Genomic DNA, 16,865 nt, shown 5'->3' on the forward strand with positions numbered 1-16,865 from the left:
TATGGCTAGAAATGATTTAATAACAGGAAATGTTTGGGAAGATTACTCAAACAAAGTTCAAGAAAGAATGAATAATCCAAAATATTTAGGAGAATTTAGTGAAGAAGATGCAAAAGCAAAAGGATTAAAACTTGTAGTTGCAGATTTTGGTGCTGAGGCATGTGGTGATGCGGTTAGACTTTATTGGTTAGTTGAACCTGAAACAAACACTATAAAAGATGCAAAATTCAAAAGTTTTGGTTGTGGAACTGCTATTGCAAGTAGTGATATGATGACTGAGTTAACAATTGGTAAAACAATAGATGAAGCTACAAAAATTACAAATTTAGATGTAGAAAAAGCTTTAAGAGATACCCAAGACAAACCTGCATTTCCACCTCAAAAAATGCACTGTTCTGTAATGGCTTATGATGTAATTATCGAAGCTGCTGCTAAATATAAAGGTGTTGATAGTAAATCACTTAGAGATAAAGAAATTGTATGTGAATGTGCAAGAGTCTCAAGGGGTGAGATTGAAGAAATTATAAAAACTCATCATTGTAAAACAGTCGAAGAGTTACAACAATATACAAAAGCTGGAACTTATTGCAAAAGCTGTGTAGCTCCAGGTGGACACGAAGAAAAAGCTGTTTATTTAGTAGATATTTTAGCCGAAATGAATGAAAATTCTACTGAAAATGAAAATGAAATAAAAACAGAAAAAACAGAAGAAAAATTTGAAAATTTAACACTTCTTCAAAAAATTAAAAAAATTGAAGAAATTATAAATGAAAAAATAAGACCAGCCCTTGCAATGGATGGTGGAAGTTTAGAATTAATTGATATACGAGAAGATGAAGAGGGGCTTAAATTGATGATTAAATATCTTGGTGCTTGTAGCGGATGTGCAAGTAGTTCTTCTACTTTATGGGCAATTGAGCAAGAACTTATAAATCATACAGCTTATGATAAAATAAAAGTTATAGAAGTTCATTAAAAATTTTTAGCACTAGATAATTAAAAGCACTGACTTAAAACACTCAACATTTATAATTGTTTCGTTTATTTAGTCAGTGCATAATTAAAAGTTACTTAGTCAGTTGTTTATTATTTAGAACGGTTTTAACATAGTAAGTAAAATCATAATAATAAAAGAAATAAATGTGAAAACATACATTATATTTCCACATTTTCTACTTACAAATTTACCTTTTTTTAGAAAATATAGTAAAAATAGAGTTTCACCCATTAACAAAGTATCAATTATTAATTTAACTCTTAGCCAATGACCTGTTTGCATAATACCTTTATTGCTAAGCATAATCATAACACCAACTACTAAAACAGCTATCATCATTAAAAATGATAAAATTCCAAAAATAGTTGATTCTACTTTATCTTTATGTTGCATACTTTTAATAAAAGTAAGAAGTAAACAAGCCCAACCAAAACCAAAACTTAAATGTGCTGCATAAATATACATTTTTATACCAATTTTATAATAGTTCCAGTAGCTAAATAATCAACTACTTCAGAACCTTCTTCATTATGAGAAGTTATAACTTTTACATCTATATTTTTAACTCCATCTGCTTCCATATCCTTAGCTTGTTCTTGAAGATAAACAACCACTTGTTGTATAGCAGTTGTTGGGAAAAGCTCATCTTTGTATAAATTACCACTTGGAAGTCTTACTCCTGCATATGCTATTGTTACTACTTCGTGCGCATTTGGAATCTCTCCAAAACTTAAAATCTGTTCTTTTATATCTCTTGCCATTATAGTTCCTTTTTTTATATTTATTAAAATTTATTATAACATAATTATCAATTTTCAATTGTCCATTTTCAATTATTAATATTTCCCTTTTAAACTACCAAAATAGTTGATTTCTTCAATAGACTTATTTGAATTTATTTCACTGGCTATACCATCTGAATCAATTATTTCTTTTTTCATTTCATCAAGTTCATCTTCGCAATAGCTCATATGCATATCAGCACTAATTACATTTGGCAGAGCTTCTAACATTCTAACTTTATTGATCTCTTCTTCTACATTTTTACCTTCAATCGTAACTATTATTATTCCCTTTGGATCATCAAAATGAATTTCACAAATCCCTGTTTTTGCTAACTCTTTTTTAACATCTTCAAGATGCTCTGGTCTTGTTTTTACTATTATACTTGAAACATTCATATTTTTATTCCTTTTAATTATGATATTCAATGATTTACTTTCCATATTATAATCTCATTTGGTGAAAAACTTAATAATTTATTCTTACTTACAAATTTCATACCATTTAAAGGCATCGTATGACCTTTTAATAATTTTATAAGATTTTTATTCATATCAAATACAGCAATATCATTTTTTTCATCATATTGCACTGCAAATTTATTTTTACTTAAACTCGCTGCATATGGCAAAAATTTCACTTTCATTGCCAATTTTTGTGTGCCATTTATATTATAAATTCCAACTTGCATATCACTACTTGCATTCAAAATCAAATTATTTTTCAAATCTAAACTAATTGTTTTATCTTTATTACTTCCACTTATATTTTTTAATGTTTTTGTTTTTAAATTATATAAATGAACTACTCCACTTTCATCACCAATTGCTACTAAATCTTTATTTAATACAAATTTAGAAAAAACGTACTGACCTACTTGTTTTGAAAAAACAAATTTTTTAGTTTTTAAGTCATAAATCAACAATTCATCACTTAAACTAGCAAATAAAATTTTATTTTTATCCAAAAATTTAAGCTGCATTAAACTCTTACTTGTAGAAAAAACTTTAGTTAACTTTTTAGTTTTTAAATCAAAAATAAATAATTTTCTACTTCCCTCTTCTGCTCCTGCTAAAATTAATAATTTAGAATTTTTAATATCCATTGAATATATTGGCATTGCTATTTCTTCATCCATCAAATTATGAATTTTTGGTAAATGAATAGTATAAACATCTTTAAATGTTTTGAAATTTTTTATAACAACATTTCCATTTTCAAGCCCTGCTATTAAATAGTTGTTATTAAAAGTAACTTTTGAAATATAACTACTATATTCTATTTTATTAAATGCAAACAAAAACACTGCTAATAATAAAAATATTATTTTTTTCATTTTAAACCTTTTTTGGAATTATTTCTATGCTATGAGCTGGGCAAACACTTAGACAAAATCCACAACTTGTGCATTTTTCATCATCAATTACCGGATTAAACATTCCTTTGAAAATTATACATCTCTCGGAACAAATATCTTGACAAGCAAAACAAATGGTTTCATTCCACGCTATACAAGTTTTTATATTTATAATAAATTCAGCATTCAATTTCTCTTTTTTAAAAGAGATATCTAAAACATTTAATTCACAAACATTTGCACACTCATCACAAAAAGTACAACCATTTATACCAAATTTAATAACTGGATAAGAACTTTCAATTTCTATGATATTTTCCGCGCAAGCTTCTAAACAATACTTCCCCTCACACTCAATACATTTAGAAAAATTTTGTATATCTTCAAAATATGGAGGATAAACAAAGTTTTTCTTGGGAGAAAATCTCCCAAAAAGTCTTTTTTTATAATCCACGTTTAGCTTTTACTTCATTAAAATGATTTTGAACTGCTAATTTAACTTTTGCTTGTGGTGCATGACACTGAGTACAATTAAATCTACTTCCTGAAATTCTGTAATGGTGTGTTCCACCTTGGAAATTATCTTTAAAATGGTCAGCTGGAATACTTGGAATTCCGAGTCTCTTTGCATATTGAGGCATATGACATGATAAACACTCATTATTATGCAATGTAATTGGTAACATTTGTTTCACTTTATGAGGAATCATTGGCGGTGCCGTTACAAAAGATTTTTTGAAACTTTTTACATGACCAGGAATTGGATAAGCTGAGCTATATTCAACTGGTGGTAAATTTTGACTATCTGCATGTAATGATGCATTTCTCAGACCATTTGCATTTACTGTTCCATCATGATTATAAACACTACTTGCTATTGCACTTGTTGCAAACATCATAGATACAATTGCTGTGCTAATTAATAATTTTTTCATTATTTTCTCCTTTTATAAAACTTCTTAAACTAAATTTCAAAGCATTAGCTTCACAAACTTCGATACATCTTCCACAATTTGTACAAGCAATTCCTTCAACAAATCCATTTTTTTTATGAATTAAAGGATTTAATACATCCTTTTCAGGACATATATTTTTACACTCTCCACAATTTGTACAAGCATCTTTATTATGTTCCACTCTTATTAAACTTTTACTACCTATAATAGAATAAGTAGCACCTAATGGACACATATGTCCACACCATCCATTTTTTGCAATAAACAAATCAAATAAAAATATAGCTAAAATAAAAGTCCATCCAAACCCAACTCCAAAAATTACCATTCTTGTAAGGATTCCAATAGGACTTATTACCTCAAAACTTGCTACTCCCGTTATGGCTGAAACAACTAACGCTGTTGCTAAAAACCAATATCTAAAATTTCTTGAAATTATATATCGTTTTCCATCTTTATCAATTCCAAGTTTTCTTCTAAGATAAGCAGCTAAATCAGTAACTAAATTTACAGGACAAACCCAACTACAAAAAGCTCTACCACCAATTAATCCATAAAACAGAGTTATAATTAAAGCACCTATTATCATATCTGTGCTAATTACAGCCCCTGCAAAAAGCATTTGCAAAGAGGCAAACGGGTCAGTTAATGGAATTTTATTAAACAATTTTGAAAAACTTAAATCTCCCCAAAGAATTTTCCAACCCCATACATTTGCTCCTAAATATAAAAACAAAATAGAAAATTGTGAAATTCTTCTAAGTATTAAATATCTATATTTTTTCATTAAAGTTCTCCACTATTTAAATTATCTAATGCACTTTTTTTACTAACAGGCGTTACTGTTTTGGTATTAGTAGTAGCATCTTTTACTCTTTGTTGATCTTGTTTATCCCAACCTTTTACATATCTATTTCCAGCTTTTCCAAGAGCAACTTCTCTTGGGAAAACTTTGATAGCTGCTTTTTCAGTCACACAAGCATGCTCACAAAGTCCACAACCAGTACAAAATTCTTCATGCACAATTGGAATTCTATAAGCATGTTTTCCAGTTCTTTTATTCTTTCTCCATTCAATGGTAATAGCTTTATCCATTTCAGGACATGCTCTATAGCAAGCAGTACATTGTAATCCCCAATAAGCTATACAACTACTTGGGTCAATTGCAGCAACTCCCATTTTAGCATAATCTATTGCTACTTCTTTTTTATCATTTTCGCAATTTTCTGGCGTCAAAGCACCTGTTGGGCAAGCATACATACATGGAATATCATCACACATAAAACAAGGGTTTGTCCTTGCTTTAAAAAATGGTGTTCCAAGAGGAGCATTATCTCCAGCTTTTGCAAGCTCTAGGGTAATTGCCTTCTCCCCATCTCTATTCACCGGAATATTTTCTCTTGTTTTACATGCATCTACACAAAGTCCACACCTAATGCAAGTTTTCAAAAATTCCTTTTCTTCCAAAGCTCCAGGTGGACGAAGAGATAAAGGTTTGTTTGAATTTTCTTTTACAAATCCACCTAGAAGTGTACCTCCTGCCGAAGAAATAGCAGCTGCTTGTGCTAACCCAACAAGGAAACTTCTTCTTTTTTTATCCACTATCTATCCTTATGCTTTATAAATTTTTACTGCTGATTTTTTATAGTCAGTTTCTTTACTCATAGGACAAGTTGCATCAAGACAAACTTTATTAACTAAAACTTTTTCATCAAACCATGGAACAAATACCAAACCTTTTGGTGGTCTATTTCTTCCTCTTGTTGTAACTCTTGATTGAACTTTACCACGTCTACTTTCAACTACCGCTAAATCCCCATCTTTAAGACCTCTTTTTTTAGCATCATCTGGATGCATATAACAAAGTGCTTCTGGCATTGCTCTGTAAAGTTCTGGAACTCTCATAGTCATTGTTCCACTATGCCAATGTTCTAAAACCCTACCAGTACATAGCCACATATCATATCCATCTTTATCATATTTTGGATCTTCTGGATGCACCATAAACGGTCTAAAGAAGATTTTCGCTTTATTTGCTAGATGAACTTTACCTTTACTTGCAATTGGATGAGATAAATTACCAACTTTAATTGTTTTCAAAAGTGGCCCATAAAATGCAAATTTTTCACCTTTTTTAGCATGTTTTCTTGCATATGGATCATAATCTACATTAAATCTCCATTTAGTTTCTTTCCCATTTACAACTGGCCATCTAAGTCCTCTAACTTTATGATAAGTATCAAAATGTGCATAATCATGTCCACGACCTACACCAAATTTTCTATATTCTTCCCACATAGCTTTTTGGATAAAGAATCCATAACCTTTAAATGGTTTTCCATCACTTCCAACTACATCTCTATTATCACCTTCAGCTTCACTATTTCCATGTCTATGCCCATGTGCATCAATTGCAATTTTATCTGGCCATGGATATTCTCTATGATATTCTTTTCTATTAAATAAAACATCAAATAGTGTATCATTTTCAGAATATCCCATTTTTTTAGCTTGACCTAATACATCTGGAAGTATTGTTCCATCAGGAAGTTTCCATTTATGCCATACTTCTTTTAATTTAAATCTTTTTGCAAATTCAGTCATAGTCCAAATATCAGTCATTGAATTTCCTGGAGATACTACTTGTTGTCTCCAATGTTGAGTTCTTCTTTCAGCATTACCATAAGCTCCCCATTTTTCATAAATCATAGCGATTGGTAAAATTAAATCTGCTACTCTTGCAGATACACCTGGATAACATTCACTAACTACAATGAAATTGTCCATTCCTCTTGCCATTTTAAACCAATGACTTGCATCTGCAGTATTTTGCCAAGGATTATTTACTTGAGCCCATGCAAATTTAATTGTTCCCTCTTCCATATCTCTCATAATTTTTACAAAATGACTTCCAACTTTTGGATTGATTGTTCCGTGAGGAAGTTTCCATAATTTTTCTGCCATTTTTCTATGTTTTGGATTAGCTACAAGTAAATCTGATGGTAATCTATGAGCAAATGTTCCAACTTCTCTAGCTGTTCCACACGCACTTGGTTGTCCTGTAAGTGAGAATGCTCCACTTCCTGGAAGTGATTGTTTTCCAAGTAACATATGAACCATATAAACAATTTCATTTATCCAACCGCCTCTTACATGTTGATTGAATCCCATTGTCCAAAAAGATACTACTTTTCTATTTTTTTCAATATATAAATCAGCTAATACTCTTAGTTTTCTTTTGAATTCATCATCACTTTCATCTTCGTCACCTTTTGCTACACTAACAACATAATCTAAATCATAAGGTTCTAATGCAGTTTTTAAATCATCAAATGTAATTTGCCAATGAAAAAATGGTGCATGACCTTTTCTATGAATTCATATTCATCTCTTTACCAGCTTTCCAATTTGGATTAGCAATACCACTAAGAGCAATTTCTTCTTCTTTTGTTATAGTGTTTGATGCTTGTTTTTTGATAGTTTGCATTTCTTTATCTGAATATCCAAGAGCTTTAGCTTTACTTGGCTCTCTCATACCATAACCTGTATCAACAGTTCCTGTTGTAAATATTGTATGTTTATTTACAAAATCCCAATCAATAACATTTCTTTTAATAATTTCTCTACCTAAATAGTTCATTATTGCGAGATCTGTATTTGGTCTAAAGATAATCTCTTCGTCTGCAATATTTGAAGTTCTATTACTAAAAGTAGTAAGATTTATAATTTTTACTCTATTTGGATGATTAAGTTTAGCATCAGATACTCTTGCCCATAAAATTGGATGCATCTCTGCCATATTCGCACCCCAAGAAATAATTGTATCTGTGATTTCAATATCATCATAACAACCAGCTGGCTCATCAATCCCAAATGTTTGATAAAATCCAACAACTGCACTTGCCATACAATGTCTTGCATTTGGATCAATATTATTACTTCTCCATCCGGCTTTCACAAGTTTACTAGCTATATAACCTTCTTGAACAGTATATTGTCCTGAACCAAAAATAGCTACTCCAGTTGGTCCTAATTCATTATAATATTTTTTAAATTGTTTTTCCATTTCATCAAAGGCTCTTTTCCAAGAAACTGGTCTAAATTTACCATGTTTATCAAATTCACCTTTATCATTTGTTCTAAGAAGTGGATCAGTTAATCTATCAGCCCCATACATAATTTTTGCATTAAAATAACCTTTAATACAGTTAATACCTCTGTTTACTGGTGCTTTTGGATCACCTTTTACTGCTACAATTTTATCACCTTTTGTAGCTACCATAATACCACATCCTGTTCCACAGAATCTACATACCGCTTTATCCCAATGCCAACCTTGTTGACCTTGATTAGCTTTAGCTTCGACTTCACTTGGTACACTAATACCAACAGCACCTGCTGCTGCTACAGCCGCAGAAGTTTTCAGAAAGTCTCTTCTATCCATAGACATAATATCTCCTTTACAATAAATTTACATAATAATACTATTTTTATTGAAGAATTATCATTGACTTCAATCAAAAAGGTACTTTTCGGCACTTTAAAGACACTTAGACGAGATGAAATGTTACGAAAAGTAAAGCAGGAGAAAAATACTCTCAAAAAGAGAGTTTAAAATTTATAATTTTTTGACTAAATCACTAGCAGCATAGAATCCATGATTGATTGCAACAGAAATTGACTGAGCACCTTTTACAACATCACCAACTATATATAAATTTTCTACATTTGTTTCTAGAGTTTCAGGATTACAAATTGGTTTTGATGTTTTTTCATCAAATTTAATACCACAATTTTGTAATAAATCTTTCGGAGCTGTTCCACCTAACGCATATACTACTCTATCAAATACTCCAGTTGTTCCATCTTTAAAATTAACTTTAACTCTTGGAGGTGTTACATCATCATCTTTAACAGGCTCAACATTTTCTATATCAATCCCAAGTCTTGAATTGATTTTACCATATTCAATATATTTTTCTACCATTGCTTTATTAGTTGGATTCATTTTAGTAATTTTTTGTTTTCTATATGATAATGTAACATCACAATTAGGACACATATCTTTAAGCCCATAAGCATATTCACCAGCTGTATCACCTCCACCAACTATCATAATTTTTTCACCTGGAACTACTTTATCAAGATTAAAATTTAATCTTGGTCTAATATTTATTGGAAATTTATAGTTTGGTTTATTTGGTTTTCCCATAACTCCAATAGCTATTACAACTTTTTTAGCCTGAATAACACCAAGTTCCTTATCTGCTGCAATTTCAAAAATATCATTTGTTTTCTCAATTGCATAAACATGATGATCATAAACAATTCTAATTTCATGTTTTTCAATAATATCATCAAATTGTTTAATATATTCTTCTTTACTTCCTTTTTCAAAACTCAAATGACCATGAAATTCAGCCTTAATTCCAGCCCAATCAATATCAACTCTTTTTCCATGTTTATAAAATTTTCTAACAGTTTCGTTATGAGCATCTGACTTTTCTAAAACTAAAACTTTTGCTGGATTTACACCAGCAATAATAGCTTCTGCTGCTGCACTAATTCCTCCTGGACCTGCTCCTACAACTACTACATCAAATATTTTAGACATAAATCATCCTTGTTTTTTATTTTTTTTACATAAAAAGAAACACTTTTGGTATAATTGTATACAAATTTTGTCTTTTTTATATATCTTAAAAAGATAAAATGAAAAAAGTGTTACAAAAAGTAAAAAATAACTACTTTTATTGTAAATATAATATAATTTTTAATATTTTAAGGGGATAAAATGAAAAAAGTGTTACAAAAAGTAAAAGAAGCAAATAAAAAAATAGCTACTTTAAAAGGTGGAATTAAAGATAAAATATTATTACAAATGGCTGGTAAACTAGAAAACAAGGCTTCTAAAATAATTGAAGGAAATCAAAAAGATTTAATTTACGCTGAAAAATCAAATTTAAGTACTGCTTTAATGGATAGATTATTATTAAATGAAAAAAGAATAAAAGATATGGCAAATGCTCTAAGAGAAATAGCAACACTTAAAAATCCGGTTGGAAGAATTTTAGAAGGTTGGGAACTTCCGAATGGATTAAGAATTGAAAAAACTGCAATCCCTATTGGTGTAATTGGTATTATTTATGAAAGTCGTCCAAATGTAACAAGTGACGCAGCTGCTTTATGCTTCAAAAGTGGAAATGTTTGTATATTAAAAGGTGGAAAAGAAGCAGAAAATTCAAATAGAGCTATTGCTCAAGTGTTGGGAGAAGTTTTAGAAGAAAACAATTTACCAAAAGAAGCTATTTCACTTCTACCAGACTATTCTCACGAAGGAGTTGCTAAGCTTATCAAAATGGATAAATATGTAGATTTAATTATTCCAAGAGGTGGAGAAGGATTAGTAAGGTATGTAAGTGAAAATGCAACGGTTCCTGTAATAAAACACGATAAAGGATTATGCCATACTTATATACACAAAGATGCAGATTTTGATAAAGCTATAAAAATAGCAATTAATGCAAAATGTCAAAGACCTGGGGTTTGCAATGCAATGGAAACTTTAATTGTAGATAAAGAAATAGCTCCTAAAATTTTACCTTTATTAGCAAATGAATTTATGAAAAATGAAACTATTCTAAAAGGTGATGAGTTTGCTTGTGAATTAATTGATATCGACAAAGCAAACGCAGAAGATTGGAACACGGAATATTTAGCAAATATTTTATCAATTAAAACAACTGAAAATATTGATGAAGCTATTGCTCATATTCAAAAATACAGCTCAGGTCATTCTGAAGCTATTATTACAGAAAACTATACAGCAAGTGAAAAGTTTTTAAATGAAATTGACGCTGCTTGTGTATATGTAAATGCATCTACAAGATTTACTGATGGTAGCGAATTTGGATTTGGCGCGGAAGTTGGAATCAGCACAAATAAACTTCACGCAAGAGGTCCCATGGGAATTAATGATTTAACAACTTATAAATTTAAAATTTATGGGGAAGGTCAGATTAGATAATGGATACAACACTCATTATAATAGTGATATTTTTTGTTTCACTTCTGTTTAATATACCGTTATCAAAATTTAAAATACCGCCTATTATCGGATATATACTTACGGGTATAATAATAACAGCTGTATTTCACATAGAAAAAGAAACAGTTGACCATATAGCTGAATTTGGTATTATATTTTTAATGTTTTTAATAGGTATTGAATTTAGTCCTGAAAAACTTAAAAATATGAAAAAAGAGGTGTTTATTTATGGAACACTTGAAACGTTAATAGTAGGATTTGGATTTGGTATCATTACTCACTCTATTTTTGCAATTGACTGGAATATTAGTTTAATAATTGGTGGTGCTTTAGCGCTTAGTTCTACTGCTATTGTATTAAAATTATTAAACGAAAGCCACGAAATTTCAAAACCTTATGGTAGAAATTCACTAGGAATTTTACTTTTCCAAGATATTGCAGTAATTCCTATTTTAATAGCTATTTCAATTATTACAAATAAAACATTAACTCTAGCAAATATGCTATCTGAAACGATTATAGGATTTTTAGGATTAATTGGAGTGATTTATCTATTTGGAAAATATATTATCCCTTTTATATTAAAACAAGCTGCCAAAACAAAGTCAAATGAAATATTTTTAGCTACTCTATTTCTAATAGTTTTAGGCGCTTCTGAAGCTGCTAATTTTTTTGGACTTAGTTATTCACTTGGAGCATTCTTAGCTGGTATGATTATATCAGAAACTCCTTTTAAATATCAAATAGAAGCAGATTTAGCCCCTTTTAGAGATTTACTTTTAGCTCTATTTTTCGTTTCAGTTGGACTTAGTGTTAATTTACATTTTGCTATTTCTAATATAGTTCCAATTTTAGGAATTACTATTAGCGTAATGATATTAAAAGCTATTATCATTTTTACTATTTTAAGACCTTTTGAAAAAAAGAGAGTCAGTATAAAAACAGCTCTTACTTTATCACAAGTAGGTGAATTTGCTTTTGTAATTTTTGCTTTACTTGCTAAATATTCACTCGCAGATAATTTAATTTTACAAAAATTAATTGTAGCAGTTGTTATTTCAATGATTTTAACTCCTTTTATTCTTAAATATTTATATCAAATATTACCTTTTTTTAATAAAAACAAAAATGAAGAGTTACCAACCCTGCAACCTGCCAAAGTAAAAAAACACACAATTATTATAGGATACAATAATGTTGGTAAAAAAGTAGCTCATAAACTTACAAACTTAGCCAAAACTTATATATTGATTGATAATCAAATAGAAAATGTAAAAGAAGGTCTCAAAAATGGAGATAATGTAATTTTTGGAAATGCAGCTAATAAAACTATTTTAGAATCAATTAATATAAAAGAAGCAAAAACTGCTATAATTACAACATTAAATGAAGAAAATACGCATCTAATTACAGAAAATATTTTATCATTAAATCCAAATATTAAAATTATTGTATTAAGTAATACAAACAGTGTAGAAAAAGAATTTTACAAAGAAAATAAAATAATTATAGTAGATAAAGACAGAGAAATGGCTAAAAAGATTATAAGTTTATTATTCAAATTAAAGGAAGAAAATGGTAGCAATTGATTTAGGAAGTAATACAATTAGAGTTTTAGAATATGACTGTACATCTAAAACAGTATTAAATAGTTATGAAAAAATAGTAAAAACTGCTGACAAATTAGTCAATACTGGAGAAATTAGCGAAGAAAGTATTACTAGAATAATAAATGCCATTAAAGAAGCAAAAGAAAAAATCAATTTTAATAATGTCCAAGCTGTAACTACCCAAGCTTTAAGACAAGCTAAAAATAAAAAAGATGTTTTAGAACAAATTAAAAATGAAACTGAAGTAGAGTTTAAAATAATTGAACCTAACGAAGAAGCATATTATACTACTTTTGCAGCAACACTTTGCTTAAATAAACACAATATTCAATATAAAAATATGTTTTTAGTTGATATTGGTGGAGGAAGCACTGAGCTCATTATATCAAACAAAAAAGAATTAATTAGTGAAAGTTTTCCTATTGGGATTGTTACAACTTCACAAAGATATAAATCAATTGAAGCTTTAGAATATGGGATTAGACAAGATACTAAACCTTTTAAAGATTTTATAAACTTCATCAAACAAACTTATATGCCTGATGTTTTTGTAGCATCAAGTGGAACTCCTACTACAATTGCAGCCCTTAAAATTGGTCTTGATTATAAAAGTTATGATGGGAATAAAGTAAATGGGGTAGAAGTTACAGTTGCAGATTTGGATGAATGGATGGATAAACTTCTAAAGATGGATATGAGACATAGAGAAAAACTCGTAGGAATTGGACGAGGAGATTTAATAGTAAGTGGAATTATGATATTCAAAGAAATCTTCAGACTTACTGGATTTGAAAAATGTATAGTTTGCGATATGGGTGTGAGAGAGGGAATTGCATTTGATTATTGTAAAAATAAAAAATTATAAAATGTAATATTTATCAAAAATAATGTTATAATTTATAAATTTATACAAGGAAAAATATTATGTTAGATAATATCTCTTATAAAGACGCATTAGAAAAAACTTTATTAAAAGTTTTTCCTTTAACCTCAAAAAATATATTTATAAATGAAGCATTAGGACATTTTTTAGCAGAAGATATTATTGCTATAAAAAATAATCCTTCTTTTAATAATTCAGCTATGGATGGATTTGGATTTAAACATTCAAATATTAAAAAATTAAAAATAAAAGCTACAATTTACGCAGGTGATATATGTGAAATTCTTTTAAAAGACGATGAATGCGTCAAAATTATGACAGGAGCAAAAACTCCAGAAAATATTGATACAATTATTCCTATTGAAAATTGTTTGAAAGTTACTGATAATTATATAGAAATTCCAGAAATTAAAAAAGGTGCCAATTTAAGAAAAAAAGGTGAAGATATTGAAGAAAATGAAATTTTAATAAAAAAAGGTGAAGAAATCACACCCAATATAATTGCTCTTTTATCAAGCCAAGGAATAACAAATATCAAAGTTTTTAAAAAACCAACAATTGCAATAATTTCAAGTGGTGATGAACTTAAAGAACCTTATGAAAAAGCTACTGAAAATGAAATTTATAATATTAATTCTTATTCTCTTTCTTCACTTTTAAAACATTTTCATTTCAATGCAGATTTAATAGGTATTATTTCAGATGACTATGAATCAACTCTCCAACAAATAAACACTATTTTAACAAATTATGATGTAATTATTACAAGTGGAGGAATAAGTTTCGGAGAAAAAGATTTTATGTTTAAAGCTTTTAAAGAATTAGGTTTAAAAGAATTTTTTCATGGAATATTGGTAAAACCAGGTCGTCCTACAATGATAGGAAAAATTAAAAACAAATTTATTTTGGCACTTCCTGGAAATCCTCTTGCTAGTTTTTTAAATATGTTTTGTATAGGAATTCCACTATTTAGGAAAATAAGTGGTGCAAAAAAATATTATCATCAAATATATTATGCAAAAAGTAAAACAACATTCAATCTAAATCCAAAAAAAGATCATACAATTTTAGGATTTTACGAAAATGGAGAATTTGAAGTATATAATAATTACAAATATGGCTCTGGTATGTTAAAACCACTTCTACATTCAAATGCAATAAGCATTATTCAAAAAAATAAAAAAACAATAGATAAAAATGAAATTTTAAAAATAATTCCAATTACTTCTTTTTTTACTAATCAAAATAATATGTTTAATTGAATAATCAAGTAAAAGTTAAAATACTATTATTTTAACTTCACTACCTGCTTTTAATGTATAAAGACCAACATCAAGCCACATTAAAGTGTTTGTATTTATCAAATTAGTTAAAATTGCACTACTTCCTTGTTTTTTACCTTTGGTATCTACAAAATATTTTCCATTTTCAAAAACTAAATTTACAGCTACAAATTGAGTTTTCTTGAATACTTTTTGAAAATCATCTTTTAAAGTAGCAGTTAAAAATTTAATTGATTTTCTTCCTTCAAAACTATCAATAATAGGCACTACATAAAGTAAAAATGTCACAAAACTACTATATGGAAATCCTGGAAGTGAAACTATATATTTTTCTCCTGCTTTTGCTATCATTATCCATTGACCAGGTTTTATATTTACTCCATATAACAATACATCAAACTCTCCTGTAATTTCTTTTACAAAATCAAAATCTCCTACACTAACACCTCCTGTTGTTACTACAACATCACTTGTTTCAAGTCCATCAAGAATCTTCGATTTAATCTCTTCTTTTTGGTCTCTTACAATTCCAAGATTAATTGCATTAAATCCGAAACTTTTAGCAAGTGCAGTTAAAGTATAATTATTTGAGCTTCTAATTTGCCCCATTTTAAATTCACTATCTAGATCAACAACTTCTTCCCCTGTAGCTAATATTGAAACCACACTTTTTTTAACAACATCAATCACAGGCACACCTAAAGAAGCTAAAACCCCTATTTCTCCTGCTTTAATCAAAGTTCCCTTTTTTAGTAAAATTTCTCCTTTTTTGAAATCCTCTCCAATAAGTCTAACTGAAAAGCCTTTTTCAACTTTTTCTTTGATAATTAATCTATTTTCTTTTACTTCAACATTTTCAATTGGTACAAGTGCATCAGCACCTTTTGGCATAAAACTTCCTGTAAAAGTTTTGATTGCTTCATATTCTTTTATTTCATCGAATTCAAAACTACCGGCAGGATTTTTCCCTATTATTTTAATTTTTTTATCTTGATTACTATGTTTAATTGCATATCCATCCATTGAAGCTGTAAGCATATAAGGATTATTATATTTTGCTACAACATCTGTTGCCAAAACTCTATTTAACGCATCACTTAAAAATACTTTTTCACTTCCTTTCATTTTAGGAAGATTTTTATGTAAAATTTCCATTGATTTTTCAAAACTTATATGTGCCATTTGATTCCTTTATTTAATTTTATTATTTAAATATCTTACAATTGAAAAAATTATTACAGAAAAAATAATCATTAGAGCCGCAACTGGAGCTGAATATTTTAGCCCAAAATTTATAAATCTATTATATATCAAGACTGGTGCTACCATAGGATGATATGCAATAATAACAATTGCCCCAAATTCACCAAGCCCCCTAGCCCACATTAAAAGCATACCATTTACTAAATCTTTTTTCGCAAGAGGTAATATAATTCTTGTAAAAGTATAAAAAAACGATGCGCCCAAAGAACGAGATATATTTTCTATTTTAGGGTCAACATTTTTAAATCCCTCTTTTGCTGAATTAATCAAATAAGGAGAAGATAAAAACATCATAGCAGCCATTATACCAGTTGTACTATCAACAAAACTTAAACCTATTTTCCCTAAAAAATCCCCTATTTGCTCATTTCCAAAAGTCATAAGTAATGCAATACCAGCAGCTGTGTGAGGAACCATTGTAGGTATATCAATAATACTTTCAAGAATACTTTTTCCATAAAAATTATTTCTAGCTATCAAATAAGCAAGAGGCACTCCTGTTAAAAATACAAAAGATGTTGATAAAAAAGATACCTTCATGGTTAAAAAAATTGAATTTATCACTTCTCTATCGTTAATAGTATTAATGTATTGTGGTAAAGAAACACTAAAAATAAGCTTAAACAATGGCAATGTTAGAAATAATAGAATTATTACACTTAAAAACACAAAAAATTTTTTCATC

At 28.8% G+C, this 16,865-nt stretch carries 16 protein-coding genes and 1 pseudogene; 5 read left to right on the forward strand and 12 right to left on the reverse strand.

Annotation, left to right across the window (positions count from 1 at the left end; genetic code table 11):
• Position 1: 1 nt before the first annotated feature.
• Positions 2-976 carry an iron-sulfur cluster assembly scaffold protein gene (locus ACZ5OA_RS07235; protein ID WP_464907197.1) on the forward strand — a complete coding sequence of 325 codons (975 nt, stop codon included), beginning with the start codon at positions 2-4 and terminating at the stop codon, positions 974-976.
• 114 nt (positions 977-1,090) lie between these two features.
• Here the strand turns inward: ACZ5OA_RS07235 and ACZ5OA_RS07240 are convergent, their stop codons facing one another.
• From ACZ5OA_RS07240 to ACZ5OA_RS07285, 10 genes and pseudogenes are all read right to left on the reverse strand, one after another.
• Positions 1,091-1,462: a hypothetical protein gene (locus ACZ5OA_RS07240; protein WP_464907198.1), complete on the reverse strand. Its 372-nt coding sequence runs from the start codon at positions 1,460-1,462 to the stop codon at positions 1,091-1,093.
• Between the two features lie 2 nt (positions 1,463-1,464).
• Positions 1,465-1,758, reverse strand: coding sequence for a hypothetical protein (locus ACZ5OA_RS07245; protein WP_464907199.1), 294 nt, complete (start codon positions 1,756-1,758; stop codon positions 1,465-1,467).
• 75 nt (positions 1,759-1,833) lie between these two features.
• Entirely contained in the window at positions 1,834-2,178 is a 345-nt protein-coding gene (locus tag ACZ5OA_RS07250) for a chaperone NapD (RefSeq protein WP_464907200.1), read from the reverse strand.
• A gap of 26 nt (positions 2,179-2,204) precedes the next feature.
• Positions 2,205-3,116 carry a WD40 repeat domain-containing protein gene (locus ACZ5OA_RS07255; RefSeq protein ID WP_464907201.1) on the reverse strand — a complete coding sequence of 304 codons (912 nt, stop codon included), beginning with the start codon at positions 3,114-3,116 and terminating at the stop codon, positions 2,205-2,207.
• Position 3,117: 1 nt separating this feature from the next.
• Positions 3,118-3,591, reverse strand: coding sequence for a 4Fe-4S binding protein (locus ACZ5OA_RS07260; protein WP_464907202.1), 474 nt, complete (start codon positions 3,589-3,591; stop codon positions 3,118-3,120).
• Positions 3,581-4,072, reverse strand: coding sequence for a nitrate reductase cytochrome c-type subunit (locus tag ACZ5OA_RS07265; protein ID WP_464907203.1), 492 nt, complete (start codon positions 4,070-4,072; stop codon positions 3,581-3,583). The genes ACZ5OA_RS07260 and ACZ5OA_RS07265 overlap by 11 nt, the downstream gene beginning before the upstream one ends.
• Positions 4,053-4,880 carry a quinol dehydrogenase ferredoxin subunit NapH gene (gene napH, locus ACZ5OA_RS07270; RefSeq protein WP_464907204.1) on the reverse strand — a complete coding sequence of 276 codons (828 nt, stop codon included), beginning with the start codon at positions 4,878-4,880 and terminating at the stop codon, positions 4,053-4,055. Before napH ends, ACZ5OA_RS07265 begins: the two co-directional genes overlap by 20 nt.
• Positions 4,880-5,695 carry a ferredoxin-type protein NapG gene (gene napG, locus ACZ5OA_RS07275; protein ID WP_464907205.1) on the reverse strand — a complete coding sequence of 272 codons (816 nt, stop codon included), beginning with the start codon at positions 5,693-5,695 and terminating at the stop codon, positions 4,880-4,882. Before napG ends, napH begins: the two co-directional genes overlap by 1 nt.
• Positions 5,696-5,704: 9 nt before the next feature.
• A pseudogene (gene napA, locus ACZ5OA_RS07280) lies at positions 5,705-8,543 on the reverse strand (nitrate reductase catalytic subunit NapA).
• Positions 8,544-8,711: 168 nt separating this feature from the next.
• The gene (locus tag ACZ5OA_RS07285; protein ID WP_464907206.1) at positions 8,712-9,707 is read right to left on the reverse strand and encodes an NAD(P)-binding domain-containing protein; all 996 of its coding nucleotides are present in this window, start codon (positions 9,705-9,707) and stop codon (positions 8,712-8,714) included.
• A gap of 180 nt (positions 9,708-9,887) precedes the next feature.
• Between ACZ5OA_RS07285 and ACZ5OA_RS07290 the strand changes: the two genes are divergently transcribed.
• The 4 genes from ACZ5OA_RS07290 to ACZ5OA_RS07305 are packed head-to-tail and all read left to right on the forward strand — an operon-like array spanning position 9,888 to position 14,896.
• Complete coding sequence (locus ACZ5OA_RS07290) at positions 9,888-11,120, forward strand: glutamate-5-semialdehyde dehydrogenase (protein WP_464907207.1); 1,233 nt, start codon at positions 9,888-9,890, stop codon at positions 11,118-11,120.
• Positions 11,120-12,730 (forward strand): cation:proton antiporter, encoded by a 1,611-nt coding sequence (locus ACZ5OA_RS07295; protein WP_464907208.1) that lies wholly within the window; start codon positions 11,120-11,122, stop codon positions 12,728-12,730. Before ACZ5OA_RS07290 ends, ACZ5OA_RS07295 begins: the two co-directional genes overlap by 1 nt.
• Positions 12,717-13,616, forward strand: coding sequence for a Ppx/GppA phosphatase family protein (locus ACZ5OA_RS07300; protein WP_464907209.1), 900 nt, complete (start codon positions 12,717-12,719; stop codon positions 13,614-13,616). Before ACZ5OA_RS07295 ends, ACZ5OA_RS07300 begins: the two co-directional genes overlap by 14 nt.
• A gap of 59 nt (positions 13,617-13,675) precedes the next feature.
• A complete protein-coding gene (locus ACZ5OA_RS07305; RefSeq protein ID WP_464907210.1) occupies positions 13,676-14,896 on the forward strand; it encodes a molybdopterin molybdotransferase MoeA in 1,221 nt (406 codons plus the stop codon).
• 15 nt (positions 14,897-14,911) lie between these two features.
• Here ACZ5OA_RS07305 and ACZ5OA_RS07310 read toward each other — a convergent pair whose 3' ends face one another.
• A complete protein-coding gene (locus ACZ5OA_RS07310) occupies positions 14,912-16,099 on the reverse strand; it encodes a molybdopterin molybdotransferase MoeA (protein WP_464907211.1) in 1,188 nt (395 codons plus the stop codon).
• Positions 16,100-16,108: 9 nt separating this feature from the next.
• The gene (locus ACZ5OA_RS07315; protein ID WP_464907212.1) at positions 16,109-16,864 is read right to left on the reverse strand and encodes an ABC transporter permease; all 756 of its coding nucleotides are present in this window, start codon (positions 16,862-16,864) and stop codon (positions 16,109-16,111) included.
• Position 16,865 lies beyond the last annotated feature (1 nt).

This window comes from Thioreductor micantisoli (assembly GCF_055392745.1).

Excerpts from the sequence above, each read along its gene's own strand:
- ACZ5OA_RS07235 (WP_464907197.1), top strand. The coding sequence starts at position 2 with ATGGCTAGAAATGATTTAATAACAGGAAATGTTTGGGAAGATTACTCA.
- ACZ5OA_RS07240 (WP_464907198.1), bottom strand. The coding sequence starts at position 1,462 with ATGTATATTTATGCAGCACATTTAAGTTTTGGTTTTGGTTGGGCTTGT.
- ACZ5OA_RS07245 (WP_464907199.1), bottom strand. The coding sequence starts at position 1,758 with ATGGCAAGAGATATAAAAGAACAGATTTTAAGTTTTGGAGAGATTCCA.
- ACZ5OA_RS07250 (WP_464907200.1), bottom strand. The coding sequence starts at position 2,178 with ATGAATGTTTCAAGTATAATAGTAAAAACAAGACCAGAGCATCTTGAA.
- ACZ5OA_RS07255 (WP_464907201.1), bottom strand. The coding sequence starts at position 3,116 with ATGAAAAAAATAATATTTTTATTATTAGCAGTGTTTTTGTTTGCATTT.
- ACZ5OA_RS07265 (WP_464907203.1), bottom strand. The coding sequence starts at position 4,072 with ATGAAAAAATTATTAATTAGCACAGCAATTGTATCTATGATGTTTGCA.
- napH (WP_464907204.1), bottom strand. The coding sequence starts at position 4,880 with ATGAAAAAATATAGATATTTAATACTTAGAAGAATTTCACAATTTTCT.
- ACZ5OA_RS07285 (WP_464907206.1), bottom strand. The coding sequence starts at position 9,707 with ATGTCTAAAATATTTGATGTAGTAGTTGTAGGAGCAGGTCCAGGAGGA.
- ACZ5OA_RS07290 (WP_464907207.1), top strand. The coding sequence starts at position 9,888 with ATGAAAAAAGTGTTACAAAAAGTAAAAGAAGCAAATAAAAAAATAGCT.
- ACZ5OA_RS07295 (WP_464907208.1), top strand. The coding sequence starts at position 11,120 with ATGGATACAACACTCATTATAATAGTGATATTTTTTGTTTCACTTCTG.
- ACZ5OA_RS07300 (WP_464907209.1), top strand. The coding sequence starts at position 12,717 with ATGGTAGCAATTGATTTAGGAAGTAATACAATTAGAGTTTTAGAATAT.
- ACZ5OA_RS07305 (WP_464907210.1), top strand. The coding sequence starts at position 13,676 with ATGTTAGATAATATCTCTTATAAAGACGCATTAGAAAAAACTTTATTA.
- ACZ5OA_RS07310 (WP_464907211.1), bottom strand. The coding sequence starts at position 16,099 with ATGGCACATATAAGTTTTGAAAAATCAATGGAAATTTTACATAAAAAT.
- ACZ5OA_RS07315 (WP_464907212.1), bottom strand. The coding sequence starts at position 16,864 with ATGAAAAAATTTTTTGTGTTTTTAAGTGTAATAATTCTATTATTTCTA.